The organism is Thermostichus sp. MS-CIW-40 (genome assembly GCF_054058315.1).
In genome coordinates, this window is the sequence record NZ_JBSSAC010000001.1 from 1 (window position 1) to 26,315 (window position 26,315).

At 58.2% G+C, this 26,315-nt stretch carries 26 protein-coding genes; 16 read left to right on the forward strand and 10 right to left on the reverse strand.

What is annotated here, in order from left to right; genetic code table 11:
• Window positions 1–82 precede the first annotated feature (82 nt).
• The 3 genes from ACVWXF_RS00005 to cobA all read right to left on the reverse strand — a co-directional run bounded on the left by ACVWXF_RS00005 (window position 83) and on the right by cobA (window position 3,177).
• Window positions 83–727: a DUF1614 domain-containing protein gene (locus ACVWXF_RS00005; RefSeq protein WP_457473294.1), complete on the reverse strand. Its 645-nt coding sequence runs from the start codon at window positions 725–727 to the stop codon at window positions 83–85.
• Window positions 728–732: 5 nt separating this feature from the next.
• Entirely contained in the window at window positions 733–1,557 is an 825-nt protein-coding gene (gene menB, locus ACVWXF_RS00010) for a 1,4-dihydroxy-2-naphthoyl-CoA synthase (RefSeq protein WP_011432215.1), read from the reverse strand.
• Window positions 1,558–1,674: 117 nt separating this feature from the next.
• Entirely contained in the window at window positions 1,675–3,177 is a 1,503-nt protein-coding gene (gene cobA / locus ACVWXF_RS00015) for a uroporphyrinogen-III C-methyltransferase (RefSeq protein ID WP_457473295.1), read from the reverse strand.
• Window positions 3,178–3,352: 175 nt separating this feature from the next.
• Here cobA and ACVWXF_RS00020 point away from each other — a divergent pair, with 175 nt between their 5' ends.
• Window positions 3,353–4,363 carry an ABC transporter substrate-binding protein gene (locus ACVWXF_RS00020; protein ID WP_457473296.1) on the forward strand — a complete coding sequence of 337 codons (1,011 nt, stop codon included), beginning with the start codon at window positions 3,353–3,355 and terminating at the stop codon, window positions 4,361–4,363.
• Here the strand turns inward: ACVWXF_RS00020 and ACVWXF_RS00025 are convergent.
• Window positions 4,360–4,887 (reverse strand): phycobilisome rod-core linker polypeptide, encoded by a 528-nt coding sequence (locus ACVWXF_RS00025; protein ID WP_457385158.1) that lies wholly within the window; start codon window positions 4,885–4,887, stop codon window positions 4,360–4,362. The two genes, ACVWXF_RS00020 and ACVWXF_RS00025, sit on opposite strands and share 4 nt — an antisense overlap.
• 583 nt (window positions 4,888–5,470) lie before the next feature.
• Here ACVWXF_RS00025 and ACVWXF_RS00030 point away from each other — a divergent pair.
• From ACVWXF_RS00030 to ACVWXF_RS00055, 6 genes are all read left to right on the forward strand, one after another.
• Window positions 5,471–5,956, forward strand: a complete 486-nt coding sequence (locus ACVWXF_RS00030; protein WP_041436217.1) for a 2Fe-2S iron-sulfur cluster-binding protein — start codon at window positions 5,471–5,473, stop codon at window positions 5,954–5,956.
• 242 nt (window positions 5,957–6,198) lie between these two features.
• Window positions 6,199–6,879: a V4R domain-containing protein gene (locus ACVWXF_RS00035; RefSeq protein ID WP_414331881.1), complete on the forward strand. Its 681-nt coding sequence runs from the start codon at window positions 6,199–6,201 to the stop codon at window positions 6,877–6,879.
• A gap of 59 nt (window positions 6,880–6,938) precedes the next feature.
• On the forward strand, window positions 6,939–7,220 hold the full coding sequence (locus tag ACVWXF_RS00040) for a hypothetical protein (RefSeq protein WP_457405325.1): 282 nt from the start codon (window positions 6,939–6,941) through the stop codon (window positions 7,218–7,220).
• A 63-nt stretch (window positions 7,221–7,283) separates the two neighbouring features.
• Window positions 7,284–7,838, forward strand: a complete 555-nt coding sequence (locus tag ACVWXF_RS00045; RefSeq protein WP_457473297.1) for a hypothetical protein — start codon at window positions 7,284–7,286, stop codon at window positions 7,836–7,838.
• 24 nt (window positions 7,839–7,862) lie between these two features.
• Window positions 7,863–8,333, forward strand: a complete 471-nt coding sequence (locus ACVWXF_RS00050) for a globin family protein (RefSeq protein ID WP_414331876.1) — start codon at window positions 7,863–7,865, stop codon at window positions 8,331–8,333.
• 118 nt (window positions 8,334–8,451) lie between these two features.
• Window positions 8,452–9,141: a V4R domain-containing protein gene (locus ACVWXF_RS00055; RefSeq protein ID WP_457473298.1), complete on the forward strand. Its 690-nt coding sequence runs from the start codon at window positions 8,452–8,454 to the stop codon at window positions 9,139–9,141.
• Window positions 9,142–9,166: 25 nt separating this feature from the next.
• Here the strand turns inward: ACVWXF_RS00055 and ACVWXF_RS00060 are convergent, their stop codons facing one another.
• Window positions 9,167–9,874: a hypothetical protein gene (locus ACVWXF_RS00060; protein ID WP_011432227.1), complete on the reverse strand. Its 708-nt coding sequence runs from the start codon at window positions 9,872–9,874 to the stop codon at window positions 9,167–9,169.
• Window positions 9,875–10,158: 284 nt separating this feature from the next.
• On the opposite strand from ACVWXF_RS00060, the gene ACVWXF_RS00065 reads away from it, so the two are divergent.
• The 7 genes from ACVWXF_RS00065 (at window position 10,159) to ACVWXF_RS00095 (ending at window position 16,506) form a co-directional block, all read left to right on the forward strand.
• Window positions 10,159–11,403: an HhoA/HhoB/HtrA family serine endopeptidase gene (locus tag ACVWXF_RS00065; RefSeq protein WP_457473299.1), complete on the forward strand. Its 1,245-nt coding sequence runs from the start codon at window positions 10,159–10,161 to the stop codon at window positions 11,401–11,403.
• A gap of 236 nt (window positions 11,404–11,639) precedes the next feature.
• On the forward strand, window positions 11,640–12,563 hold the full coding sequence (locus ACVWXF_RS00070) for a glycine betaine ABC transporter substrate-binding protein (protein ID WP_457473403.1): 924 nt from the start codon (window positions 11,640–11,642) through the stop codon (window positions 12,561–12,563).
• Window positions 12,564–12,589: 26 nt separating this feature from the next.
• Window positions 12,590–13,558 (forward strand): ABC transporter ATP-binding protein, encoded by a 969-nt coding sequence (locus tag ACVWXF_RS00075; RefSeq protein ID WP_457473404.1) that lies wholly within the window; start codon window positions 12,590–12,592, stop codon window positions 13,556–13,558.
• Window positions 13,555–14,172: an ABC transporter permease gene (locus tag ACVWXF_RS00080; RefSeq protein ID WP_414344038.1), complete on the forward strand. Its 618-nt coding sequence runs from the start codon at window positions 13,555–13,557 to the stop codon at window positions 14,170–14,172. Before ACVWXF_RS00075 ends, ACVWXF_RS00080 begins: the two co-directional genes overlap by 4 nt.
• An 83-nt stretch (window positions 14,173–14,255) precedes the next feature.
• Entirely contained in the window at window positions 14,256–14,897 is a 642-nt protein-coding gene (locus ACVWXF_RS00085) for a sigma-70 family RNA polymerase sigma factor (RefSeq protein WP_457473300.1), read from the forward strand.
• Window positions 14,898–14,969: 72 nt separating this feature from the next.
• On the forward strand, window positions 14,970–15,818 hold the full coding sequence (locus ACVWXF_RS00090) for an anti-sigma factor domain-containing protein (RefSeq protein WP_457473301.1): 849 nt from the start codon (window positions 14,970–14,972) through the stop codon (window positions 15,816–15,818).
• Between the two features lies 1 nt (window position 15,819).
• Window positions 15,820–16,506 carry a VanW family protein gene (locus tag ACVWXF_RS00095; protein ID WP_457473302.1) on the forward strand — a complete coding sequence of 229 codons (687 nt, stop codon included), beginning with the start codon at window positions 15,820–15,822 and terminating at the stop codon, window positions 16,504–16,506.
• 482 nt (window positions 16,507–16,988) lie between these two features.
• Here ACVWXF_RS00095 and ACVWXF_RS00100 read toward each other — a convergent pair whose 3' ends face one another.
• Entirely contained in the window at window positions 16,989–18,422 is a 1,434-nt protein-coding gene (locus ACVWXF_RS00100) for a TIGR03985 family CRISPR-associated protein (protein ID WP_457385147.1), read from the reverse strand.
• Between the two features lie 165 nt (window positions 18,423–18,587).
• Between ACVWXF_RS00100 and crn3 the strand changes: the two genes are divergently transcribed.
• Together crn3 and ACVWXF_RS00110 are read left to right on the forward strand one after the other, a co-directional pair.
• Window positions 18,588–19,556 carry a CRISPR-associated ring nuclease Crn3/Csx3 gene (gene crn3, locus ACVWXF_RS00105; RefSeq protein WP_457473303.1) on the forward strand — a complete coding sequence of 323 codons (969 nt, stop codon included), beginning with the start codon at window positions 18,588–18,590 and terminating at the stop codon, window positions 19,554–19,556.
• A gap of 103 nt (window positions 19,557–19,659) precedes the next feature.
• Window positions 19,660–20,451 carry an ADP-ribosylglycohydrolase family protein gene (locus tag ACVWXF_RS00110; protein WP_457473304.1) on the forward strand — a complete coding sequence of 264 codons (792 nt, stop codon included), beginning with the start codon at window positions 19,660–19,662 and terminating at the stop codon, window positions 20,449–20,451.
• 69 nt (window positions 20,452–20,520) lie between these two features.
• On the opposite strand, the gene ACVWXF_RS00115 is transcribed toward ACVWXF_RS00110, so the two are convergent.
• The 4 genes from ACVWXF_RS00115 to ACVWXF_RS00130 form a co-directional block, all read right to left on the reverse strand.
• Entirely contained in the window at window positions 20,521–21,360 is an 840-nt protein-coding gene (locus tag ACVWXF_RS00115) for a nitrate ABC transporter ATP-binding protein (RefSeq protein WP_457473305.1), read from the reverse strand.
• A 71-nt stretch (window positions 21,361–21,431) separates the two neighbouring features.
• Complete coding sequence (locus ACVWXF_RS00120) at window positions 21,432–23,429, reverse strand: nitrate ABC transporter ATP-binding protein (RefSeq protein WP_457473306.1); 1,998 nt, start codon at window positions 23,427–23,429, stop codon at window positions 21,432–21,434.
• A 59-nt stretch (window positions 23,430–23,488) separates the two neighbouring features.
• Entirely contained in the window at window positions 23,489–24,316 is an 828-nt protein-coding gene (gene ntrB, locus ACVWXF_RS00125; protein ID WP_457473307.1) for a nitrate ABC transporter permease, read from the reverse strand.
• Between the two features lie 522 nt (window positions 24,317–24,838).
• Window positions 24,839–26,149: a CmpA/NrtA family ABC transporter substrate-binding protein gene (locus ACVWXF_RS00130; protein ID WP_457473308.1), complete on the reverse strand. Its 1,311-nt coding sequence runs from the start codon at window positions 26,147–26,149 to the stop codon at window positions 24,839–24,841.
• Window positions 26,150–26,315 lie beyond the last annotated feature (166 nt).

The following is a 26,315-nucleotide window of genomic DNA, read 5'->3' on the forward strand; positions in this document are numbered from 1 at the left end:
GTGAAGACTTCTTTACTACTGATCAATCCATCCTCCTTCCGAAGTTGGTTTGCTAAGTGCTGCTATTGTACCCCTTGAGCCCTTAACAGGCTGTAAGAATGCCTGGAGTCATCCGCTCAATTTGGGGCAGGTGTAACAGGTCAGCCCCAATTAGTGTTCCCAATACACCGCCAGCAAAGGCAATCGGTGCTGCCACAACATCAGACCCCGCCGTTAATAGCACAGAAGTCATCGCCGCCGTTAGGGGAGCAATCAAGGCATTCATTTGAATCCCAATCCCCGGCACCACCTGGGCAGAATAATAACTAACTATTGTCACCACAGCCGTGACAAGCACAATCAAAATTGGCGAAACACAGGTAAACTGATAAATGGCCAATAGGGTTGGAATCAGACCACCCCCGACATTCAACGCCACAATCGTTTTCTGTTCAATTCGCCTTAAGGGAATACCCCAAAAGAAGCGCATCGTCCACAATCGATCCAAATCAGGTACCATAGCTACTTTGGAAACTCTCTCATAAAGGGGGATATTAATCGTACTCCCAATAATTACTAGGGTCGGCAGCACAAGAGATAGGTTAGGAGAAAATCCGAGCTTTGCAACAGCAACTTGAACCGCATCTAGGGTAACCACCAACCAGAGAAACGGGAAGGCTAAGAGCAGGAGTAAAAAGAGTAGATAGGCAGTCGCTTCCCTTCGGGGAAGTGGAATTAATGAAAACAAACAAACTATGGCAGCCAGGGAAACTGGCGAAAGTTAGGTGGGCGCTTTTCCAAAAAGGCGCGTTTGCCCTCAGCAGCTTCTTCGGTCATGTAGAACAGCAACGTCGCATCTCCGGCCAGCTCCTGCAGCCCCACCTGCCCATCGCAGTCGGCGTTGAAGGCGGCTTTGAGGCAGCGGATGGCTAAGGGGCTGTGCTGGAGAATTTCTTGCGCCCAGCGGATCCCTTCAGCTTCTAGCTCTTCCACTGGCACCACGGCATTGACCAGACCCATCTCTAGGGCTTGGGCTGCGGTGTATTGGCGGCAGAGGAACCAAATCTCGCGGGCTTTTTTTTGCCCCACCACTCGCGCCAGGTAGGCGGCCCCAAAGCCCCCATCGAAGCTGCCCACCCTAGGGCCGGTTTGCCCAAAGATGGCATTATCGGCGGCAATGGTCAGGTCGCAGATGAGATGCAAAACATGGCCACCCCCAATGGCGTAGCCTGCCACTAGGGCAATCACCACCTTGGGCAAAGAGCGGATGATGCGCTGCAGATCCAGCACATTGAGACGAGGGATCCCGGCCTCATCCAGGTAACCGGCCTCGCCCCGTACGCTTTGATCCCCGCCGGCGCAGAAGGCATACTTCCCATCGGTATGGGGCCCGGCGCCTGTTAAGAGCACTACTCCAATCCTGGGATCCTCTCGCACATCGGCAAACGCATCAATCAGCTCGGCAATGGTCTTGGGGCGGAAGGCGTTGCGCTTGTGGGGACGGTTGATGGTGATCTTGGCAATGCCATCCGTTTTTTCGTAAAGAATGTCTTCGTAGAGCTTGGCCGTCTGCCACATGGTGTCTGGGTGTATCTATTGGGATGCCGGGCCAGGAGAGTTCCGTTTGGCTGATGGGGGCTCACTATGAGGAGCACCTGGGTACTCTGCACCGCTACCGCGAACGGCCTGAAAAGGCTAGGTAGAACGGTTGGTCGCTTGGATGAGGGCTTCCACCAATCCTTCCAAAGTATACTCCTGGGCTGCGATGTCCACTCGACCAAATGCAGCCTTGCAGGTTGCGGCCGTCTTGGGGCCAATGGCGGCAATCTGCACGGGTGGATCCCAGATCTCAGGGCCTAGCCCTGCCTGCTGGATCAAGTGGGCAAAATGCTGTACTGTCTTGGAGCTGGCAAAGGTGAGGATGTCCACCTGGTGGGCTTTAAGAGCTTCCAGGACCTGGGGATCCGCTGCTGCTGGACAGGCGGACTGATAGGCGGCCACCTCCACCACCTCTGCTCCTCGCTGCCGCAACCCCTGTACCAGCTCCTCCCGCCCTCCTGACTCAACGCGGGGAAAGAGGATGCGCTGCCCCTGCACTGGCTGCGGCCAAATGGGTAGCAGGGCTTCGGCCACAAACTCGGAGGGCATCAGATCCGGGCGAATGCCGTACTGGGCCAGCACGGAAGCGGTTTTGGATCCCACCACCGCCACTTGCAGGGAGTGGAGTGCTCGGCTATCTCGCCCCTGCCGCTGCAGCCGCTCAAAGAAAGCCTGCACTCCATTGGCAGAGGTCAGCAGCAGCCAGTCGAATTGTTCCAGGTTGGCAATGGCTGTATCCAAGGGATCCCAACAGGTGGGCGGCTGGATCACCAGGGTGGGCATTTCCAGCACCCGCGCCCCCTGGGCCTGCAGCAACTCACAAAAAGCTGGCGATTGCCCCTCAGAACGGGTAACCAGCACCGTCTTGCCTGCCAGGGGAGCCGGTGGCGGCAAGGGTGGGATCCCCGGCAAAAAGTCCTGCCGCAGCCGCACCACCTCCCCAACCACCAGTAGGCCCGGCAACTTTGCCTGACTCTCCCCCTGCTGCAGCTCGGCCAAGGTGCCCACCCACACCTGCTGCTCTGCTTGCCCCGCTCCCCAGATCAAGGCCACCGGTCGGTCTGCCGGGATCCCAGACTCCATCAGCCGTGCGCCAATGTGCTGTCGCTGCCGGGATCCCATCAAAATCACCAAAGTATCCAACTGGGCCAAAGCGCCCCAGGGCAAGGCCTCTAGATCGTGGGCAGTCAGCACGGCAAAAACGCGGCTTAAGTGCTTATCGGTCAGGGGGATCCCTGCCCAGAGGGGGCCAGCCAGGGCCGACGACAACCCCGGCCAAATCTCAAAGGGACAGCCCGCCTCCCTAAGGGCTTGGATCTCCTCGCGAGCGCGGCCAAAGATCAAGGGATCCCCTGACTTAAGGTGAACCACCTGTTTGCCTTCTCGGCAGCGCTGGATGAGCCAATGGATGCCCTCCTGGAGGCTTCCTGGCCCAGAGCGTCGCCACACCTGCGCCTGCGGCGGCAACTCTGCCAACAAGCGCTCATCCACCAGCTCGTCGATCCAGATAGCCTCAGCCTGCCGTAGGATCTCCAGTGCTCCCTGCGTCAGGCCCGCCCGCCCGCCTAGCCCTGCCCCCACTAGATACACCTTGCCCATGCCCTACCCCTTGGAATGTCGATCTTGCCCCTTGTAAGAAGGGGATCCCGCTTGCTTTGCAAATATAAATCGAAGACGCCTCCCAACAGCTCCTCTTCCAAGGGGTGGCCAGCCTGAGGAAAAACTGGTCTACTTGCGAGATACTGAAAGCGTGGCCGCCTGAGGATCCCTGCCTATGTCCGGTGTAACTCCAGAGCCTTGGCCGCGGCGGCGTTTTTTGGCCAGTGGAGCTGCTCTGCTAGCAGTAGGAGCGGGCTCCCGCCCCTCTTCGGCCAGATCCCGGCCCTTGCGACTGGTCACCAACTGGTACGCCCAGGCCGAACACGGCGGCTTTTACCAAGCCCTGGCCACCGGCATCTACGCCGACTACGGTCTGCAGGTGGAAATCCGCATGGGGGGAACGGCGGTTAACGTGCTGCAACTGCTAGCCGGGGGAGCGGCAGATTTTGTGCTCGGCGGCAGCCCCGACGCTCTGGCGGCTCTGCAAGCTGGGATCCCTGTTCTCACCGTGGCCGCCTTTTTCCAGAAGGATCCCCAGTGTCTCTTGGCCCATCCAGGGATGGGCATCGAGCGCCTGGAAGACCTGCGGGGCAAGCCCATCTGGGTGTCACCGGGGGCCAACCTCACCTACTGGCCTTTTTTGCGGGCCAAATTTGGCTTTACCGACGAGCAGAAGCGCCCCTACAACCTCAGCCTCACGCCCTTCTTGCTGGACAAGTCTTCTGCCCAGCAGGGCTATGTGACCTCCGAGCCCTTCCGCGTGCGCCAGGAGGGGGGCTTTGATCCCGTCGTTTTTCTGCTGGCCGACTACGGCTATTCCCCCTACGCCACCACCCTGGAGACCACCCGCCCCTTTGCCGAACAGCACCCGGAGCAGGTGCGAAAATTTGTAGCTGCCTCCATCCAGGGCTGGCAGAGCTACCTAGAGGATCCCCGCCCCGGCAATCGCCTCATCCGCCAAGACAACCCCAACATGAGCGAGGCCCTCCTGGCCTACGCCCACCAAGCCCTAAAAGACTACGGCCTTCTCACCAGTGGAGATGCCGCCACGCTGGGGATCGGGGCCATGACCCACCAGCGCTGGCAAACCTACTTCCGGGAGATGGTTGCCCTGGGAACGGTGGAAGCCAACTTGGATGTGGGCCAAGCCTACACCCTCGACTTCCTCCCCGGCCCCACTGCCTAAGGGATCCCCACTTCCATCGCCGCCAAACTGTGCAAAAGCGGGGATCCCTGCATCCCCAGCTCATGGCGCCGGTGCATTTGGTTTGTCAGCAAGTAGGCCAAAGGTGGGTGGCCGCTCAGCCGTTGGCGGGGGTGGGGCAGATGGTCGTTGCCGAACTGGTGGCGGTACTCCTCCGAGTCGATAAAGGCATTGACCATGGCCTGCAAGCCCTGGTGCACCAAAATGTCGTGGTAGGCGGCCACCTCCTCCTTGCTGGCCGGGGCCCGTCCCAAAAAGTGCTTGAAACCCTGCTCCACACAGCGGGTGTTGCAGCCGGCACTGAAAAACAGCCGCTGATAAAGACGGGATCCCCCGATTTGACGAACCAAACGTTTGATCCCAATCCGCCCGCGGAGAAAGTCCTGCTCGATTTTCTCCAGTTCTCCCGCTTTCTCGTGCTGGTAGGGCTGGCGTTCCAAAAGCTGCTGATAGGCGGCCCGCAACAGGTTTTGCAACGTTTGCGGATCCCGCTGGCGTGGTTCCATAGCAATAGCTCCCAATCGACAGAACTGACAAAAACAGACAAAACGAGGGGCTACTTTAAAGAAATGGCCAAGAGAGTAGCGAATGGCTCAATACGCTTTTACGGCAAACTTCAGCACATCCTTCTGTAACAAAATTGCCAATAAAAGACCGTGAAGGTTCTACTTAAGATTTACCTTGCCGACAGAACGACCGGGGGAGATCTGCGATAAATATTTACGAAAGGATTGTCATTTTCTCCAATTTACGTGATTTCACTTTGTAACTTTCTAGCCGATAAAAAAATTCCGTGTTTATTCGTAGTTAAGTATTATGACACTTCCATCCAGAATAACCTGCTCCAGATCCAGAATATAAGTTAAGTAAAGAATGCAGCCTCTCCCAGGGTCACAGGTGCAGGGCTCATCATTTGAAGTGCTCTGGTGAAGTGCTCTGGTTTGATTGACTGGGGACTCAGGTGTTGCTGTAGACCTGCAGAAGGACTGCAGGGAAGGGAGTTAATTGTTGTGATTTGTTTGCGTTGCTTTTGCAGTAGATCTTGCCCGCCGGGGTTTCTTGCCTGCCCTTAGCGTTTGGATCCCATCTATGGTTAAACAAATCCGGCTAGAGCCTTTATCTCGCGTCTCAGAGGTCGATACCTACAGCAATCTGCTGTCGGCCATTTTGTCGGAGGAGCTGCAGGTTTCGCGGGAATGTAACGGTCGCGGCCTCTGCGCCACCTGTCATGTTTACGTCAAAGAGGGAATGGAAAGCCTCACTCCCATCACCCCCCGCGAGGCCAAGACTCTGGAGACCATTACCAGCGCCCGCAGCAATTCCCGGCTGGCCTGTCAGGCGCGGGTGGTTTCCGATGGCGTGGTGGTGGAGCTGCCGCCGGGGATGTACGTGAACTCGCTGAGGGATATCGAAGTGCTCATCGGTCGGCGGGCCGAACAAGACCTGCTGCACCCACGGACGGGGAAGGTTTTGGTGGAGCAGGGCAAGATCATCACTCGCTCTACCGTTAAGCAGCTAGAAAATGAAGATTTCCGCATCATCGGCAGTACACTTGCCCAAACTCGGGAAGTTTGATGGATTGTCGATATTCAGGGATCCCTTGAGCTCGGCAGGTGTTGTTTTATAAACAATCAAACAAGAGTTGAACAATGTTGGATCCCTCGAATAGCCGACTAAGTTTATCAAATGTTTAGCTATTCATTTCATTGGCTCATTGGCCCATTTGCATCGTCTGACTCGATTATCGATCCCTTAAACCCCACCGAATCCTGTTGCATCGCGATCTAGACTCATCTGTTTTTTGTCAGGAGAGCGCCATGGCCACCACATCTCGACCGGATCCCCGTCCTGCAGTCACCCTGCCTGTGGGCCGTGACAAGCATGCTCACTACAGTTACCGCGATTTCTTTCGCTTCAACCGAGATCAGGGCACGATCATCGACTGGAACAACACGCAAAATCTCCTGCTCAGCGAAGACTTTATTGTGGGCTTGCAAACAGGCCTGGAACGGGAAGTGGGAGATGCTTCGGCGGCGGTGATGTACACCATTGGCAGAGATTGGGGCATCCGCGATGCCAAGCACTTCTCCGAGTGGTACGAGCGGGAGTATGGGATTGGCGTAAAACAGTCCAACCTTTTGTTTTTGCTGGAGACTTGGTGGTGGCCTTTTACGGCTCAGGGCTGGGGCAAGTGGGAGGTGGAAACCGAATCCAAACAAAAAGGCTTCCTGTTTATCAACTTGTTTGACTCGATGGTGGCTCGCACCCTTGGGGATGTGGGCAAGCCGGTTTGTCATCTCTATGCCGGGCTATTTGCCGGGTTTTTCACCGCTATGACTTCCCGCGAGCTGGCCTGCATCGAGATCCAGTGCTACGCCATGGGGGAAACCTACTGCAAGTTCCTGTTGGGCGGGCAAGAACGCATTGATGCCGCCAATTTTTGGATCACCGAAGGGGCCAGCGCCCGCGAGATCGAGCAGCGTTTGCACCAGTTGTGAGGCTTGCTTGTGGCTTTTGAAGGCTCTCTGGGATCCCTCGACACTTTGGAGAAACGCCCATGGTCACCTTCAACTTAGACACCGATCTGGACTTAACCCAGCCGCTGGCGGTCTTTTTGCAGGGGTTGAACTGGGATAACCGACCCCCGGCCAAGGCTCCCTTTGCTCAAGAGCCGCCGCCGCAGTCCCCCATGCTCTTTGCCCAATCGGTGGGACAGTTTTTTGCCGGCTTCAATTGGTCGGGCATCCGCCCATGGGTGGAGCCGGTGCCGGAATTGCCAGCGGAGGATCCCTTTACCCTTGAGGATTTTGCCGCCTTGTTTGGCGGAGCTTTGCTCTAGCTCTGGTTTGTTCAGGGCTCTCAGTTGTGCTCTCTCGATCCGTGCTCTAAGGAGACTTCACCCATGGATGACCTTCACTCTTGGCCAGAACGCATTGCCGAGCGAGAAGGGGATTACTTAACACCCGACGATCTGCAAGACCTGATTCGCTACTCTCTCTCTTTTCAAGAACGGCTGGAGCTTTACCAGGTCTTACAACAGCAGGAGCTGACCTGGATCCAAAGGGTCTTGCAACAGCAGGGGCACAGCGGTGGAACAGAGTCCCCTCTGACACCATCTCAGCGCCTCTTGGCTCGTCAATTGGCCTTTTGCTTGCGCTCCCTGGGCCTGAGTCTGTTGCTGGGGGATCCCACCCCTGTGCAGCAGGTAACTCTTGGTGCGATGGAACAGTACCTAGGGTTGCCGCAAGCGCTCGCTCAGCTACGGGCAGTGGTTCAGGGATCCCTGCCGGCGGATCAGCAGGGTTTGCTTGCCCCCTACTGGCAAGAGCTACAAGCTGTCTGCGCCACTTCTCAGGTCCAGTTCCCTTCCCCCTCTTCTTCTAGGTCTGAGGCCGAGGTTGACCTGCCCACAGTTCCGCCGGAGAGGGCTCTCACCTTGGCGGAAATGTTTGTGTGAAGCCCACTGAAGGAGGCTCTATCTATGAATTCAAGGGTTGCCGAGCTGATGCAACAAAGCGAAGGCCGCTATCTGCGCCCGGACGAGTTGAAAACTCTACACGCCTACGTGGAAGGGATCCCGAGGCGGGTACGCCTTTACCAGGTTCTGCAGGCCAAAGAACAAGAGCTGCTGGATCGGGTGATGGAGAAGTTTCAGCCGATGATGCCGAATTTAATCCGCCAGCATGGTCACCTGGCCTGGGAGCGCTGCCGCCGGGATCTGAGCATGGTGTGGCGCTACTGCTGCATGGCTATGCTGCTCAACGACGAAGACTACCTGAGGGATAAATTGCTCTACTGGCTGGAGACGATCCTGAAATCGTTCAAGATGCGCGACCAATGCCAGCCTGCCTACAAGTTAATGCTCGACTCCCTGACCTACATCTTTGGGGCAGAAGAGAGCGAGATGATCCGTCCTTATCTGCTTTTGGCCAAATCCATGCTGGTTAACTAGGTCCATTCGCCCTCAATGGATTCCCTAGTTTTGCCAATCCACCGGACATTCATCCCTTCACTCCAAAAGGCCAAGTTCCAGCCGCCCTCAAATCCGTCCATCCCCCTGTGAGATAGCCATGACTACCCTGCAAGAGATTCTGCAAGACCAGATCTTGCCTGGGCACTGCTTTAGCCCTGCCTACTACATCCGCCCTGACATCCACACCGGACTGCTGTACAGCCGCGGAGGATACCGCTTGGCGGCCTTTCCCATGCCCCTGCTGGAAGCTCTCTACTCCGGCCTGCGCTATGAAACTGGCCAAGCCACCCGCGTCATTCTCTACAACTGTGGCCGCGATTGGGGAGAGGCGTTTTTCCGCCGTGTTGAAGACGAGCTTTCCGGCTACTACCAGCAGCCGCTGCAGGAATTGTCGATGGGGATCTTCCTGGATGCCCTCAGCGATCTCTGGGCTACCCACGGCTGGGGACGCCTGGAGCTGGATTTTTCCGCCGCCGACCACGGCTTGGTTCAGGCCGGGATCCGCAATTCCGGGTTTGCCCTTGCCGCTCGCGCCAGCTTCAACCCGGAGGAACCTTCTGCACGGCGAGAGCCTGCCGGATATTTGGAGGCGGGAATGCTGGCCAGCCTCTTCTCCTTGCTTTCGGGGCGGGATCTCATCTGCGTACAGACCACCTGCGAATCCCTGGGGGCCGATCTCAACCGCTTCCTCATCGGCACGGCTCAGCGGCTGCACCACTGCGAGGAATGGGTGCGCAAGGGCCTCTCCCACGAGGAGATTCTGGATCGGCTCACCGCCAGTCCCTAGGGCCAGAGCTGTTTTCAGGGGCTCGCTAGGGCAGGTAGGGCTGAAAATCTTGGGTGACCGTCAGAGTCAAGTTGGCATTGGCGTCGATCACCGCCACTTCCGGTGCCGTTACATTGCCGATGACAGCCCCCGCCGCCGCTCCGCCCAGCACTTTCTCCGTCGAGATCACGCGGTCGCCGAACAAGCCTCCCAAGATGGCCCCCGCAGCTGCCCCAATCAAGGCATCTTGCACAATCGCTTCCCCGGAAGTGTGGCGGGGATCCTTGCGCAGCGGGATAACCTGGCTCTGGGCATAGAGGGGGTAGGATTGGCCGTTGAAAATCAGGGCCCGCGAGACAAACTGGGTGCCGCCGCTCACCGGCTGAAATTGGCCTTCCAAAACGGCCCCCGCCGGGACGACCATGTTGCCGTAGATGTCCCGCAGAGGGGTATCCAAGCTAAGGCTGACGGCGCGGGTTTCCCCAGGGGCAATCAAGAGGGTTTCTGGGGAGCGATGCACCGCCTGGATCAGATCCCCAGAGCGCAATAGCAACGTGGTTTGCAGTTGAAAGGGCTGGCCAGGTTGCAGGGGTTGAGGGCCAGGGGGAAGGGGGCGAGGATTCACAGGACGCCATCCCTCACCGGCAGGCGGTGGTGGCAAGGGCCCCATTTGGGCCAAAACTGGGGCGGCCATCTGCGCTGAGAGCAATCCGCCAAGCAGAGGAGCCAACAGGCGGCTGGCTGGGTTGGTCATGGTCTTACCCCCATTCATCATTCCTACGCTAGCTGCAAACCGGACAAAACCGGGAGCCTTTCGGGCCTTACCTATCTTTTACCTATCTTGATCAAAGCCAACTGAATGGAAATGGGCTACCTCAGGTGAGCAGATTCCGCTGCTCTTCGCTCCAGATAGAAGTACGGAAAAACGCTAGGGTTGCCCACTCTGGGATCCCTGCTGTCCATGTTAGATTAGGCCCTAGGTTTCTCCCCCTGCGTGGGGCCGAAGTCTTGCAGCATCCCAACCCTCTTCTTGTAGCTATGAAGCGCAGAACATCCATGCCGGGCCAGCCCTCTCCCGGGTCAGAAGCTTCCGCCCAACCTGCTCAATCCTCTTTCCAGCCTTTTGCCATCTCCACTTGGAAGTCTCTTCTCTCGTCGGTGCTGCTGGTGCTGCTGGGCATTGGGCTGGGAGCGGCTCTGGTGGGGGGCAAGGGGGTATCTGCCCAAACGACGACAACCCCGGCCCAACTGAACCTGAATTTCATCGCCGATGTGGCGCAAAAGGTGGGGCCGGCGGTGGTTCGCATCGATGCTGAGCGGACGGTGCGCGCCCCTGCCCCTTTTCCGGAGGAGTTTTTCAGCGATCCCTTTTTCCGGGATTTCTTTGGCCAAGCGATCCCTTCCATCCCTCGGCAGCGGCGACAGCAGGGAACCGGCTCTGGGTTCATCATCAGCCCAGACGGCCAGATCATCACCAATGCCCATGTGGTCGAGGGATCCGACAAGGTAACGGTGACGCTCAAGGATACCCGCAGCTTTGATGGGCAGGTAATCGGTTCGGATCCGGTTACGGACATCGCCGTGGTGAAGATCAACGCCCAGAACCTGCCGACCGTGAAGCTGGGGCGCTCGGAAACCCTGGAGCCGGGCCAGTGGGCCATTGCCATCGGCAACCCCCTGGGTTTGGATAACACCGTTACGGCTGGGATCATCAGCGCTTTGGGCCGTTCCAGCGGGGAGATTCGGGTGCCTGACAAGCGGGTATCTTTTATCCAAACGGATGCGGCCATTAACCCCGGCAACTCCGGCGGCCCGCTGCTCAACGCTCAAGGGGAGGTGATAGGGGTGAACACCGCCATCATCCAGGGAGCGCAAGGGTTGGGCTTCGCCATCCCCATTGAGACGGCCCAGCGGGTGGCCAATCAGTTGATCACTCGCGGCAAGGTGGATCACCCCTACCTGGGCATCCGCATGCTCACGCTGACTCCAGAGCTGAAGGAGCGCCTCAACCAGGATCCCAATAGCCGCATTTTGATAACGGTGGATCAGGGTGTACTGATCGGCGAAGTCATCCAGGGATCCCCAGCGGAACGGGCAGGGCTGCGGTCTGGGGATGTCATTCTCTCCATCAATGGTCGTGCCGTAACCACAGCCGATCAGGTGCAACAGGAGGTGGAGCGCACTGAGGTCGGCAGCACCCTGGAGGTGGAGATCGAGCGAGCCGGGCGGCGACAGAAGATCCGCGCGGTAACAGGCTCTTTCCCGGCCCCCAGCGGAGGCTGATCGCACCAGCGGGACGGAGTCCTTTCGCGCTACTCGGACGGAGTCCTTACACTTGGGCTATTTCAAACCAACTTGCAGTGACCGTACTGGCGATCTCTACGGTTGGTTCTTGCAGTTACGGCTCAGGGAAAATAATGGTTTAATGGTGACTTAACAGTCGAAACTTCCTGGCCCAGGCCGGAACGCTCTCGGCAGGGCCTCTTGTCATTAGCCTGGGATCCCTTCTCACCTTGTCTATGCTGAAAACCACTCGTCGCTTGGCCCTGCTAGCCCTGTCGGGGCTGGCAGCTCTTGTTCTCACTCCCCATCGCGGCAGCGGGACGGAGTCCTTAGGGGGCCTCGCCAAGCCCATTACCGTCGGCTCCAAGGACTTTACCGAGCAGTTTATTTTGGGGGAAATGTACGCCTTAGCCCTGGAGGCGGCAGGGTTCACGGTGGAGCGCAAGCTCAACCTGGGCGGAACACCGGTAGCCCATGCGGGCTTGTTGAGCGGCGAGATCGATCTCTACCCCGAGTACACCGGCACTGGCCTGCTGACGGTGCTTAAACTGCCCAGCAGCGGCGACCCGGCAGAGGTGTACGCGACGGTGGCCCGCGAGTACGAGAGCCGGTTCCGATTGATTTGGCTGGATCCCGCCCCCATGAACAACACTCAGGCCCTGGCCATGACCCGAACTAGAGCGGCTGAGCTGGGCATCGCCACCATCTCGGACATGGTGGCCAAAGCGGGCGAGCTGGTGATGATCGGGCCGCCGGAGTTTCAAGCCCGCGAGGATGGCCTACCTGGGATCCAAGCCGTCTACGGTAATTTCCGGCTCAAGGCCTACAAAGCAGTGGATCCCGGCCTCCGCTACCAGGGCTTGGTCAATGGGGAAGCGGATGTGGCAGTGGCCTTCGGCACCGATGGAGAAATTGCCGCCTTTGACCTGGTGCTGCTGGAGGATGACAAGCAGCTTTTCCCCCCCTACCAGGTGGCGCCGGTGGTGCGCAAGGACACCCTAGAGGCCAACCCCGGCATTGCCGCTGCCTTAAATGCCCTTTCCCCCCTGCTGACGGACGAGGTGATGCAGCGGTTGAACTACGAGGTGAGCGGCAACCGCAAGGAGCCGGCGGAGGTGGCCAGAACTTTCTTGGTGGAAGCCGGCATTCTCAAGAAATAACCTTGCCTGTTGCACGAGACCCTGAGGTGAGCACCGTCGAGTTCGAGCGGGTATCGCTGCGCTTTCCCCACAGTTCCCAGCCGGCTGTGGAGGAGTGCAGTTTTTCCATAGAATCGGGCCAGTTGGTGGTCATCCTGGGGCCTTCTGGCTGCGGCAAAACCACCCTTCTGAAAATGGTGAATCGCTTGCTGGATCCCACCCAAGGGCAGATTCGCTTGGACGGGCGGGATATCCGCCAGTTTCCCATCACGGCTCTGCGGCAGCGGATCGGCTATGTTATCCAGCAATCGGGGCTGTTTCCCCACATGACGGTGGCCCAGAATGTGGCGGTAGTGCCGCGACTTTTGGGGTGGCCGAAGGAGCGCATCCGCGAGCGGGTGGACGAGCTGCTCAGCTTGGTTAATTTGCCCCCCCACGAGTACCGCCACCGCTACCCTGCCCAACTGTCGGGTGGACAACAGCAGCGGGTGGGGCTGGCGCGGGCGCTGGCCGGGGATCCAGGGCTGCTGCTGATGGACGAGCCCTTTGGGGCCATCGACGCCATTACCCGCAGCAAGCTGCAAGAGGAGATCCTGCGCCTGCAACGGCAATTGAAAAAAACCATCCTGTTCGTCTCCCACGATGTGGAAGAGGCGCTGCGCCTGGCGGATCGCATTTTAGTGATGCAGAAGGGGCGGGTGGTGCAGTTCGACACTCCCTTTCGGCTGCTCACCCAGCCGGCTACTCCCTTTGTCAGGGAACTGCTGGGGGCAGATGACATGGTACGGCAGTTGAGTGTGCTGCGGGTGGAAACGGCGATGGCCGGGATCCCGCACAATCACAAAATCCAGGAGGGAGCGACGGTGAGGCCCCAGGCCACTTTGCGGCAAGCCTTGTCCCTGCTGTTGCGCACAGGGGCGGCAGCCCTGACGGTGTGGGAGGACGGGCGGGCCATCGGCGTTTTGACCTTGGATCACATTCGCAGCTTGGCCATGCTGGAGGGGGGATCCGCGTGAGCTATCTCCTCAACCACCCCGGCCTGATGTGGCAGCTCACCCAAGAGCATCTGGCGATGGTGGGGATGACCTTGGGCATGGCGGTGGTGCTGGCGGTGCCGCTGGCTCTGCTGGTTCACCACGTGCGCTGGTTGGCCCTGCCGGTCATGGGGATCCTCAGCATCCTGTACACAGTGCCCAGCCTGGCTTTGATCATTTTGTTGGTGCCCTGGCTTGGCCTCAATGCCCGCTCGGTGGTGGTGGCGATGGTGATCTACACGCAGGTGATCTTGGTGCGCCATTTTTGCGTGGGCCTGCGCTCGGTCGAGCCTGCCATCCTGGAAGCTGCCAAGGGCATGGGGATGAACCTCTGGCAACGGTGGTGGCAGGTGCAGGTGCCGCTCATGCTGCCCATTGTTTTGGCAGGGCTGCGCTTGGCGGCAATTGTGGCCATTGCCATTGCCACCGTGGGCGCCAAGTTTGGGGCAGGGGGACTGGGAACCCTGCTGTTCGATGGCATTGCCCAGGCCGGTCGCTACGACAAGATCTGGGCCGGATCCCTGGCGGTGGGATCCCTGGCCTTGCTGGTGAACACAGCCTTGCTCAGCCTGGAATGGGCGGCCCGTCGTGGCTGAGGGGGTAGACTTAAGGACTCCGTCCCGCTGGCGCGATCGGGCAGGTTTATCCTCTAGTTGTGTGGGGCGAAACTGGGTGTAGCATGGGTGAGCAACCAGGGACTCCGTCCCGCTGGCGTGAGCGGGTGAGAGATTGGTCATCCCGCGCCGATTGCGAGCTGATGGAAGCGCTCAAGGCGGGGCAACCTGCTGCTCTGGCTGCGCTCTACGATCGCTATGCCGGCTTGGTCTATGGGCTGGCCTTCAAGATCCTGGGCCACGTGGCCGAGGCAGAAGACCTGACTCAGGAGGTGTTTGTCGAGCTGTGGCGCAAGGTTGGCTGTGATCCAAGGACTCCGTCCGAGTCGCGCGAGCGGCGGGGATCCCTGAGCAGTTTTTTGTGCATCCTGACCCGCTCGCGGGCCATTGACCGTCTGCGTTCTCAGGGCAGCCACCAACTTCTTTTGAAACGCTGGCAGACCATTCTCAGCGCCGATAGCAAGACTCGGTTCCCTTTTGAGCAGGTTTCCATCGAGGAGCGGCGGCAAGCGGTGCAAGCGGCCCTCAGCCAATTGCCCGAAAACCAACGGCAGATCCTGGAGTTGCTCTATTACCAAGGGTTGAGCCAGGCGGACATTGCTCGCCAACTGGGGATCCCGTTGGGGACGGTTAAGACCCGCTCTCGCCAAGCTCTCTGCAAATTGCGGGGATCCCTGCGCGCCCTTCTGGGTTTCTGCTCGCGTTAGCGGGACTGCGTCCTTTCGCGTTAGCGGGACGGAGTCCTAGGTTTGGAGTTGAGTTCTGGTGTCGGGATGGCCATGTCTGATCGCGTCAGCGGGACGGAGTCCTATCGCGTCAGCGGGACGGAGTCCTTTCGCGTCGGCGGGACGGAGTCCTTATCCACCTCGCCCCCTTTAACAGAGGAACGGGAAGAACTGGCCGGCTATCTGCTGGGGGACTTGTCTCCCGAGCAGGCGAGTGCTCTAGAGGCACGCCTAACTCAAGACCCTCGGCTGGTGGCCGAACTGCAAGCCTTGCAAGAAACCTTGGAATTGTTGCCCTACGGATTGCCAGGAGTACTCCCGCCTGCCAGCTTGCGCGATAAGGTGATGGCAGAGGTGGGGGCTATCGGCTTACGCGAGCAGGAGATGGCAGTCCCCCTTCACTCTCCACTGCCTGCTTTTGGGGTGGGGTGGCGCTGGTTGGGAGGCTTGGTGGCGGCAATTTTGGTTCTGCTCAGCTTAGACAACTGGCGACTGCGGCAAGCACTGCAACTAGCCCAGTTAGAGCCGGTGCGAGCATTGTCTCATCTCCTGCAACAGCCGGGATCCCGTCTGGTGCATTTGCAGGGGGAGGTGGGGACGGCCAATGTGCTGTTTCGCCCAGGAGACTGGCAGGAGGTTATCTTGGCCGCACGGGATCTGCCCCAACCGGTAGCGGGGGAGCGCTACTCCCTCTGGCTCAAGCTGGACAATGGCGAGTTCCTCCACTGTGGTGACTTTCAGGTGGATGCTCAAGGCTCTGCTCTGGTGGCCCTACGCCCATCCCGCACGTTGCCGGCAGGTACCCGCGCCCAAGAGCTGGTGATTGCGACCGGTTCCCGCCAACTGCCCGCTCGCGCTACTCGGACGGAGTCCTTGAAACCCCTTCTGACGGGCAAGGTGTGAGGTGAGAGGAAGGGTTGACCTGCGGAGGTTGGCTGTGCTGGTGGGGGCGCTACTGGCCCTTCTGGCCTTGTGGTGGACGGATCCCACGCCAACAACCCTAAGCCAATACGTTACTTCTTTGCAGGAGCGCACTCCTTCTCAACTCCACAACATTCGCCGAGCCGTCCAAAGCCTGGATGGAGTTTACATCATGCCTGCGACACGCTCACAGGAACAGGCAGAAGTGATTTTTTCCTTCAACCAAGTGGTGGGGCCGCGCAGCCTGGAACGAGGCTATGTGCCCGCGCCGGTGTTTATGGTGGCCGAAACCCTGGATTCGGTTGGGGGAGGAATCTGTCAGGTGTCCTCTAGCCTTTACAATGCCGCTCTGTTGGCAGGGCTGGAGGTGGTGGAGAGGCACCCCCATTACCGGCAGGTAGAGTCGGTGCCCCCTGGCTTAGATGCCACCGTTTGGTACGGCTTGGCCGACCTCAAGCTGCGCAACCCTTTCCCCTGGCCGGTGCGCCTACAAGTTCAGATCCGCGGCCAAAACCTGATTGTGTCCGTGCTGGGACGGGGATCCCGCCACGCCCTGAGGATCCCACCCATCCGTGTAGAGGGGCACCGGCTGGATCCCCAGCATTTGCAGGTGAGCGTGTATCGGGGTAACGAGCGCCTCTCCCAAGATCGCTATGTCGTTGCTCCCTAGCCTCTCATCGCGCCAGCGGGACGGAGTCCTTTGTCGCTACGCGACGCTAACGCGAACGCGCCAGCGGGACGGAGTCCTTTTTTCGCCCCATTGGCCCCCTACTTCAGCGTCTCAGGAGCAGCTCCCCAGCAACCTCCACACAGGGATCCATGTTAATTTCTACACCAACATGGTTAGCGACAGGGTCGGCGACAAGCCTCAAACCCTGATTCTTCCGTTGACCCGGTCGATCCCGCTCTGGGCAAGGGTTTCAGGCCCCTCGGCGGAGAAAAATAAGGGGAAATTGCAGCCGTTCGCGCCAGCGGGACGGAGTCCTTTCGCGCCAGCGGGACGGAGTCCTTTCGCGCCAGCGGGACGGAGTCCTTAAACGAGACCCTGTCGATCTAGGCCCCTGGATCCCGCTCTGGGCAAGGGTTATAATCGGGGGGAGTCGCTTCCCTTCGGGGAAGTGGAATTAATGGAAACAATGGAAACAAAAACAACTAAACGGAAACAGACGAAACATAAAGCTGCAGCTCTGCCTGGGCTTCCCGAGCCATCTGTTCCCGGTAGGCCAGGGGAGCGATGACCTCGCCGTTGGGCCGCCAGTCGCGCAAACGCATGGTGAAATTGGTATCTCCCACCCGCACCCAGGCCCGAAAATAGCGGTCGCTGGCCGGCCTTTGCCGGACAATGTTCAAAATCTGTTGGCGTTCCCGCACATCCGCCACTGCCTGCTGCACCAAAGCCGGGATCCGCTCGTAGGCAATGGGCTGGAAGGTGGGATGTCGCACTGTGCTTTCCACATAGCGACGGGCAAACTCCGGGGAAAATCGAAGGATCAACAATGCCTTGGGCAGGTAAAAATCGGATCCCCAGGCCTCTTCCCATGCCGCCTGGACTTCTTCCGGGCTGGGCAGCTTCCTCTGCCGTTTGCGGGTTGCCAGCTCTGCCGGGATAGAAGGATCGCCCCAGGGGATCACCGCCAAGCGCTTAGACTGGATCCGATCCAGCCGAAAATTGTGCCAGCCCAGGGATCCTTCGGGGGTGGGAAGCTGGCCAAAGGCTGCCAAATACTTGGCGCGGCGGGCATAGAACAAACAGACTGGGTAAGTGAGAACGTGTCGGATCCCATGTTGGCGGGTGGCGTAGTCAAAACCGATCACCCCTGCTTCTGGGTTGGCCCAAAGGGCTTCTAGCTGGCTTTGATATTCATCCACCCGTTCTTGCTGTTCGTCTGAGAGGATGTACTCAAACCAGACAAACAGCCGCCGCTGCGAGTGCTGATCGCGCCAGCGGGACGGAGTCCTTTGGTTGGCCCAGATTTCATCCAGCAAAACCTGGACATCTGGATGCACAAAGGCTACATCGCTGAGGATGTGATAAATCTGCTCAAGCTGCTTGCCCGATAGAGTCCAAGTGGATGAAGGTGCCGGCAACTGGGGATGAGCCCCTGGGGCGCAGCAGCGGAAGTTGTCTCTTCGCTTGGGGTTGGCCTGAATTTGCTGCAGCCAACCCTGGGCGGCCAGGTAGTCCAGCTCTTTGCGCAGGGTGCGGTGGGTCTTGTGAAAGGGTCGGGCAGCTAGCAGCGTTTCCAGATCGGGAACTTCTGCTTTTAAGGCGGTCAATAGGTTGGCATCCTTCAGCCAAAAACTCAAGGGTTTCCAGCAAATGCAGTTAGAATCGCTACAGTCAGAATCGCCATAGGGTGAAGGGATCCCTTGTGCCAGATCCTGCTTGGGGTGCCGTGGTGAGAGCAAGCGATCCCGAATGTGGGTATAGCCAAAGGTTTCCGGCAGGTCTGGCCAGCGGTTTTCGCCATAGAGGCAGTGGAGCAGTACCCACAGGCGCACGGCCCGCTCCAGGCGCTCGGCCAACTGACCGCCCGCTAACCAACGCAACACTTCCACCGTCAAAGGCAGCTCAAATCCGCTCATCCGACAGTTCCCTCGGTTCTTAGGTCAACCAGTTGATGGCACTCCAGGCCAGGGATTTTTTTGAAGTAAGGCGCAAACGAGAGCCTGACCACTCTGCCACGATTTGGAATCCCCCACTTCCAATCTCTTCCATACTGAAGTCAACCTGTCTCGTCAAATCTGCCCATGGCTGCTGTGGCACTGCATTTGCTTTCCGGCTGTCTGGCCGCTCGCGCCAGCGGGACGGAGTCCTTTCGCGCCAGCGGGACGGAGTCCTTGGACCCTCGAAGATCCCATTCTTCGGAACTGTCTTTTCAGGTCATCGAAATTGAGCTGACCCGACCGGATCGCCTGGTTTTTCCAGAGGATTTGGCTCAGCTTCAGCTGCCTGCCGGGATCAATGCCCAGCTGGGGGTGGTTCTGACGGGGCGGGCCCCCATTTGGCTGTATGGCTGGCTGGTGCATGAGTGCCACTTCACCCGTTGGGTGGCCTGTTATGACCCACGCTTGGGCGCGGTGGTGGTCTCCAGCCATACCCCCGAAGTGCGGGTGGGCCAGGTCATCCCCTGGGTGCAGGGAAGGCCGGGCAAGGCCTACGGCCCGCTGACGCGAACAGAATTGGCAGCGGCGGTGATGGTGGTGGGCCCCCCCGACAGTGGCAAAAGCCGTCTTGCCCGCGCCCTCTTCGAAGCTCTGCTGCCGGAGCATCCCGATATTTATCTGCAACGGGCCCATTGGGATGGGGAAGGCAATTGGACTTTAGACTTGCCACCAGAAGAGGCGAAGATCCTCAAGCACCAGTACCGGGGCTCTTTTACCCCCGAATTTTTCAGCTTCCATGCCCAGGCCATTCTGGCTTTGCGCCGGCAAAAGAGTTTGGTGATTGTGGATGTGGGCGGCAAGGTGGATCCGCAAAAGCAGCCGATCCTGGAAGCCTGCTCCCACTACCTGGTGGTCAGCCGGGATCCCGAGGCTATCCCTCTCTGGCACGAGTTTTGTCGAGACCGGGGCAATTTGCGCTGTGTGGCCATCCTGCACACCTCACCCGGCCATCCTCAAGTGCCCAAAGACCCACCTGAGTTGGAAATTCACTGGGATCCCAACTCTCCTCCCCCCGCGGAGCTGCTGCGGGCGGTGCGCCGCTTGATTGCCTAGGGGTGCGGATTCAGAATTGGATGGGCGGGCGAGCCTTTTCGGAAACGGCGAGATTGAGAACCGGGAGATTGAGAACTGGGAAAAGAAAAAGGAGAGGGTACTGATGCTGGGAGCCATTGCCGGGGATGTTATCGGCTCTGTCCATGAGCACTCGGGCACCAAAACGAAGAACTTTCCGCTGTTCGTCGAGGCCAGCCAATTTACCGATGACACGGTTCTGACGGTCGCTGTGGCCGAGCGGCTGCTGCGGGGCGGTAGCTACGTCGATTGGTACCATGAGTACTTCCACGCCTACCCAGAGGCTGGGTACGGGAGCAGCTTCATCCACTGGGCCGAGCATCGCTGCCGTGAGCCGTACTACGGTTGGGGCAACGGAGCCGCCATGCGGGTTAGCCCCATTGGCATCGCCTGCAACACGCTGGAAGAAGTGCTGGCCCAGGCGCGGGCCAGTGCCGAGGTAACCCACAACCACCCGGAGGGCATCCGCGGCGCTCAGGCTACGGCAGCCGCCGTGTTTCTCGCCCGGTCAGGGTACACCAAGGCCGACATCAAGACGTACATCGAGCAAGAGTTCGGATACTGCCTATCCGAGCGGCTGGACGATATCCGGGAGCACTACTGCTTCGATGTCTCCTGTCAGGGCTCGGTGCCCCAGTCGATCATCGCGTTCCTAGAGGCAGACGGTTTTGAAGACGCGGTGCGCAACGCCATCTCCCTTGGTGGAGACGCAGACACCATGGCCTGCATTGCCGGGGGCATTGCGGAGGCGTTTTTCGGCGGCGTGCCGGACGAGATCGCATCCCAGACGCTGGCCGTTTTGGACGAGCGGTTGCGCAATGTTGTGGGCGAGTTCCAAGAGAGGTTTGCGGATCGCCTGCCCAAGCGCTGCCCCTGACGGCCAAGGGGTTCCGGCTGCCCGGTCACCCTCTCGCTCCGCCAACTGCTCTAGGTTTGATTTATCGGCTCATCGGCAAGCCGCCTCTGGGTTGGCCTCATGGCCGTAGAGATAGCTGAGAACCGAGTTGCGCAGGCGGTAGTACTGCGGATCTTCAAGAATCCGCTCGCGATCCCGGGGGCGCGGGAAGGGGATGGTCACGATCTGCCCGATGGTGGCTGCAGGGCCATTGGTTATCAGTACCAAGCGGTCGGCCAAGAACAGCGCCTCATCAATATCGTGGGTAATCATCAAAACCGTGCAGCGATGTTCATCCCAAATGCGCAACAGCTCCTCTTGAAGCTCCTCTTTGGTAATGGCATCCAAGGCCCCGAAGGGTTCATCCAAAATCAGCACTTCTGGACGGATGGCCAACGCACGAGCAATGGCTACCCGCTGTTTCATCCCTCCCGAAATTTGCGAGGGATATTTCTGAGCGGCTTCCCCCAGCCCCACCAAATCCAAATGTTCTTCCACAATTCGATGCTTTTCCGACTGGCTCTTTTGGGGAAATACCGACCGAACGGCCAAATAAACATTTTCATAAACCGTGAGCCAAGGCAACAGGGCATACCCTTGAAACACTACCATGCGCTCCGGGCCAGGAGCTGTAATCGGCTGCCCTTTCAGCTTCACCGAGCCACTGGTGGGCTGGGCAAATCCGGAAACCATATTCAGCAGGGTGGTTTTGCCACAGCCGGAATGCCCAACCAAGCAGACAAACTCTCCCTCGTTCACGCTGAGATTAATATCTCGCAAGACGGGATAATCCCCCTTGGGAGTTGAGTAGGTCTTGCTGACATTCTCAAGGCTTAGGTAGGGTTCTGCGGCTACGTTCGCTGGGGTAGAGGTTGTCAAGAGGGCAGTCATCGTAGGGTGCTCCAACTCATGATTTTCTCACAACGGGGAATGTGCTTTTGCAAGGGCGCCCAAGTGGGTATCTAGAGCAACACAGGACGACGATCTAAGGCAACCTCGGCTACATAAATATCGTGCTTAATCGCCAAACTGTTGAGGTAGGCCAGGGGATCCTCACCATTAAAGGGGATCCCATCGAACAACTGAATGGGCTGCCTTTGGTAGGAGACATCCAGTCCCAGCTCGCGGGCTGCCGTGCTGAACACCCCCACCTGACATACCCGCTCCACGATCTCCACCCAGTTGCGGGGGAAGGGCAGATCCCCCCAGCGGGCCATTTGGGTCATCATCCACAGATGCTCGGTGCGGCTGGGACGGTTGCCAGCTCCCAGAAAGAAGCGGTGGTGGGCATATTCCCGCATCGGCCTGTCCAAGTCACAGATCAGACGCTGGGGATCCCCCAGATGAATGTAGGATGGGTCGGTGCTCAGGTAGGCGCGGCGGCTGAGCAGCTCGCGAATCTCGTCGTGATGGGCCGGGTCTTCACAGTAGCGGCAGGCTTCCAACAGCGCTTTGACCAAGGCAATGTGGGTGTTGGGGTAGGCTCTGGCCCAATCTTCTCGCACCCCCAACACTTTGCCGGGATGGCCCAGCCAAATCTCCAGATCTGTAGCCACCGTAAAGCCACTGCCCTCTAAGGCTGCCCGCAAATTCCAGGGCTCTCCCACACAGTACCCATCGATGTTGCCGGCTGTCAGGTTGGCCACCATCTGGGCCGGAGGCAGCGTTTTCAGCACCACGTCATGATCCGGGTGGATCCCGCCGGCTGCCAGCCAATAGCGCAACAGCAAATTGTGCATAGAGCTGGGATGCACCACCCCAAAGGTAAGCCGACGGCTGGGACTATCCAGAATGTAAGCCTTCAACTGGCTGAGGGTGTGGATCCCTTGCTCATAGAACCGCTTGTGCAAGGTGATAGCATTGCCGTTGCGGGTCAAGGTGAGGGCCGTAACCACCGGCTGAGGCGGGTTATCCCCTCCACCCAAGGACATCCACACCGGCATACCGGCGGGCATTTGGGCCGCATCCAGATAACCTCCCTGAATGCCGTCTTGGATCCCTCGCCAACTGGTTTCCCGCACCAAATTCACTTCTTCCAAGCCGTGTTTGGCAAAAAACCCTTTTTCTTTAGCTACAGCCAAGGGAGCACAGGCAGTGAGGGGCACAAAGCCAATCTCCAGGTTGATCTTTTCCAAGCCATGCCTGGCCACCACAGTGCTGCGGCGAGCACGCCATTGCTTAATCCGTTTTTGTTGGTTCAAAAAGTAGATGATCTCGCTGCGGTAGCTGTAGTAGCTGGGATGGTTGACCACATCCAGCCGACGGCGGGGCCGAGGAATGTCAATGGTTAAAATGTTCCCAATTCGGGATCCCGGCCCATTGGTGAGCATGACCACACGATCTGACAGAAGAACCGCTTCGTCCACATCGTGGGTGACCATGAGAGTGGTCATCTGATGTTCTTCACAGATGCGCATTAACTGCTCTTGCAAGTTCCCGCGCGTGAGCGCATCCAAAGCGCCAAATGGCTCATCCAACAACAACACTTTGGGCCGCAAAGCCAGGGCACGGGCAATGGCCACCCGCTGCTTCATACCCCCGGACAATTGGGCTGGGAGCTTATCTGCTGCGTGGCGCAAGCCCACCAGATCAATGTGCTCTTCCACGATCTGCTGACGCTCGGCTGGAGAATGCTTTTTAAGAACGGCATTCACCGCTAGCGCAATGTTTTGCCGAACCGTTAGCCAAGGCAAAAGCGAGTAATGCTGAAACACCACCATGCGATCGGGGCCGGGAGCGGTGATGGTATGCCCATCCAAAGCCACGATCCCCCCCGTAGGCAAAGACAGCCCCGCCACCATGTTTAACAGGGTGGATTTGCCACAGCCAGAGTGGCCGATTAAGGAGACAAACTCCCCTCGATGGATTTGCAGATCGATCCCTTTGAGAGCAAGGTATTCCTGCTCTCCAGGCAGAGGAAAAGATTTTTCCACCTGCTCTACACTGACCAATACAGACACAGAAAGCCTCCCAACCTATCACTCATCTAGCCTTAAGCCAACCACGCACTGACAACACATCATTGATTGGCTATCTTGTTTTGCAAAATAGACATCAGGCGATCCAAAAGCAATCCCACTGCTCCAATGTAGATGACGGCAACAATGATCTCTGTAACGTAGTTCTGCTGGTAGGCATCCCAGATGAAAAAGCCAATTCCCGGCACACCTGACATCACAATTTCTGCGGCAATAATCGCCAGCCAAGATAGGCCAATACCAATGCGCAGACCTGTGAACATGTAGGGCAGAACCGAAGGCAGCAAAACCTTAAAAAAGAAGTCTACTTTGGAGAGCTTGAGCACTTTGGAGACGTTGATGTAGTCTTCCGGGATCTGTCTCACCCCCACAGCCGTGTTGATAAGAATGGGCCAAATTGAGGTGATAAAAATAACAAACAGGGCAGCCGGCTCATTGCGCTGCAAAGCAGCCAAGGAAATGGGCACCCAAGCTAAGGGAGCTACCATGCGCAAGAATTGAAAGATGGGATCCAAAGCTCGGTTGATCCACACGCTGCTTCCTACCAAAATGCCCAGTGTGATGCCCACCAAGGCGGCACTGCAATAGCCGATGGCCACCCTTTGTAAGCTGGCCAAGGTTTGGCGCAGCAGCCCTTGGTCAAGGTCGCTGTTGCGGTACAAAGGATGCAGGATCAGATACCGGCTGCGCTCATCCATCCACACATCCCAGGGCCCCGGCAGCCGAATAAGGTTGGCACTGGCCAAGAGCTGCCAGATGAGCAGGAATCCAACAATACCCACCACAGGGGGGAGAATCTGATCTCGGTACTTCGCCAAATCGAGCTTCGCTGCCGAAGACTTTGCCGGAGAAGAAAGTGTCGTCGTCATAGCTCCTAGAGGAGGATAGGGTTTTACAAGGTTCTCTGTTGTCGCGCTCTCAGAACATTCCAGCCGCAGGGTTCTACAACGTGTTGGAAACAGAGCATGAACTGGGATTGGCCTTGCCTTTTCCTTGGATGGGCAAACACAGGGATTGCAAACTCAACAAAACTCTCACGACAATCAGAAAACTCAGCGCCCCCACGGCTATCGAGAGAATGAGCTTGTCCCAGCGGGGCTGGGCCGGCCTCTCAAAAGGAGGATCCCTGAAGGGTTCGCGCGGAACGTGAAGTAGAGCCAACATAGCCGATCCTCAACATAGTATTCAAAATTCTTCAAGAAGCGCGAGGCTCATAGCATTCATCAAGCTTCCATCGTTTGAGCAGAAAGCTCGGCACAGCTTTTTTCGACCTCGTGGGATCCCGCAGGTAGGCAGGATCCCTGTCGCGCGAGAGATTCGAACAAGGAAACGGTAAGCCATGGACTTCCTGCGAAAGAAGGTGAGGAACTTGGCCCAATCAAGCTATTCAGCTAGACCCTTTTGATTTTCAGGCTGTTCAGGTAAGCCTGCGGATCCTGTGGGTCAAACACCACACCGTCAAAGAAACGCTCTGTTCCCCGCGAGGTGTTGTTGGGGATGTTCTTCACCCCCAGTGCCTGGGCGGCCTCACGCCAGAGATCTTCACGGTTCACTTCATCCACCAGACGACGGGCAGTATCCAGATCGGTCAGGAAGCGAGCGTGGAAGCCCCAACGCAAGGATTCCGTCAGGAACCAAAGGTCATGGCTCTTATAGGGGTAAGAGACGCTGCCCCGGCCATCTTCCCAGTACAAGGGCCCGGCGTTGAAATCCTGGACAGCCGACTTGCCGTCTCCCAGTTCGTACTTGCCCTGAAAAGGAGGCGTGAGAATTTCAACCGGCACATTTAGGTAGGCACGGCCTGAGAGAATGCGGGCCAATTCTTCTCGGTTGGCCGGATCGTCGCACCATTGCTGCGCTTCCATCACCGCCATCAAAGTGGCTTGTGTGGCCCTGGGGTTTTGCTCTACCCAATCGGCGCGAATGGCCAAGTATTCTTCGGGGTGAAAGGGCCAAATCTGTTGGGTAAGGGCCGCGATGAACCCAATTCCATCCGCCACAATTCGGTAGGGCCAGGGATCCCCCGTGCTGAAAGCGTCCATGGTGCCATTGCGCATCCCCTGCACCGTCTCGGCAGAGGGCACCGTCAGGAGGTCAATGTCTTGATCCGGATCCACCCCCCCGGCGGCAAGCCAGTAGCGGATCCAAAAATCTTGATTGGCGTTGGGGAAGGTATAGGCAGCTTTGAACTTGCGCCCGTTGCTGGCGCTGAAGTTTTTGATGTAATCCGCGGCTCCGGAGATATCCAGCCCCAAGCCCTTGCCAACGTGCATTCCGGCAATGGCAATTCCGTTGCCTTGGGTGATCAACTGACACAGAACTGCCATACGCACCGGCTGATTGTTGGTGATGGCGCCAATGTGGATCATGTGAGGCATCGGCATCTGCCACATGCCGCCGTCAATGCCCCCACCTGCTGAGCCGATGACCACATTGTCACGGGCTGCCGGCCAACTGGCCTGCTTCAACACCTCTACACCGGTCATGCCATGCTTGTCGAAAAAGCCCTTCTCCTTGGCGATGATCAGGGGGGCAGACTCCACAATCGGTATAAAGCCTAACCTGAGATTTGGGGTTTCTGGGCCGCTGGCCTGGGCAACCCAGTAGCCTGTGCTGGCCCGTGCTAAGCTGCCACTCACGAGTCCACCCACGGTGGCCGCACCCGCAGACAGCAAAAAGTTACGACGTGACGTCATGCTCACCTCATCGAAAGGATATGTGAAGGCAAGATGGAAGCTTTCCGGTTCAAGTCGCCTGAACCATGGATTTCCTTCGTGAAATCTCAAGAAATCCTTAAATCTCAGCTTGGTTGATATCCTAAGGGCAAATAAATATAGAAACAATACAATTATTATTTTGGTAAGCATA